The following is a 379-nucleotide window of genomic DNA, read 5'->3' on the forward strand; positions in this document are numbered from 1 at the left end:
AGTCAGACCAAACGAGTGGCAGCCTGCATTCTTAGCGGCTTTGATGTCGTTGCTTGAATCGCCTACCATCAGCATATCTTCAGCCTTCACATTATGCTTTTCCAGCAACCAGTTCAGCGCTACTGGGTTCGGCTTTTTCTCTGGGAAAGAGTCTCCACCCAACACATCAACAAAGTACTTATCGATACCGTGCTGCGCCAGAACATCTGGTACAAATTTCGAAGGCTTGTTGGTGACAAGCGCCATGGTGAAGCCCGCTTTGTCTAGCTCAGCTAACGTCTCTTTAACCGATGGATAAAGGTGACTCAGCTTATGGCCGCCCTGCTCGTAGAAATCATCAAACAGGATACGCGCTTTCTTCAAAAGATCAGGTTCAAGG

General features: G+C 48.3%; 1 protein-coding gene. It reads right to left on the bottom strand.

Features of this window, described 5'->3' with window-relative positions; translation table 11 throughout:
- The coding region (locus AB4512_RS25335) for an HAD-IIIA family hydrolase (protein ID WP_372176223.1) at positions 1-379 on the bottom strand (379 nt) is incomplete at both ends.

It is taken from the genome of Vibrio sp. 10N.222.52.B7, from assembly GCF_041474275.1.
Lineage (GTDB): Bacteria > Pseudomonadota > Gammaproteobacteria > Enterobacterales > Vibrionaceae > Vibrio > Vibrio crassostreae_C.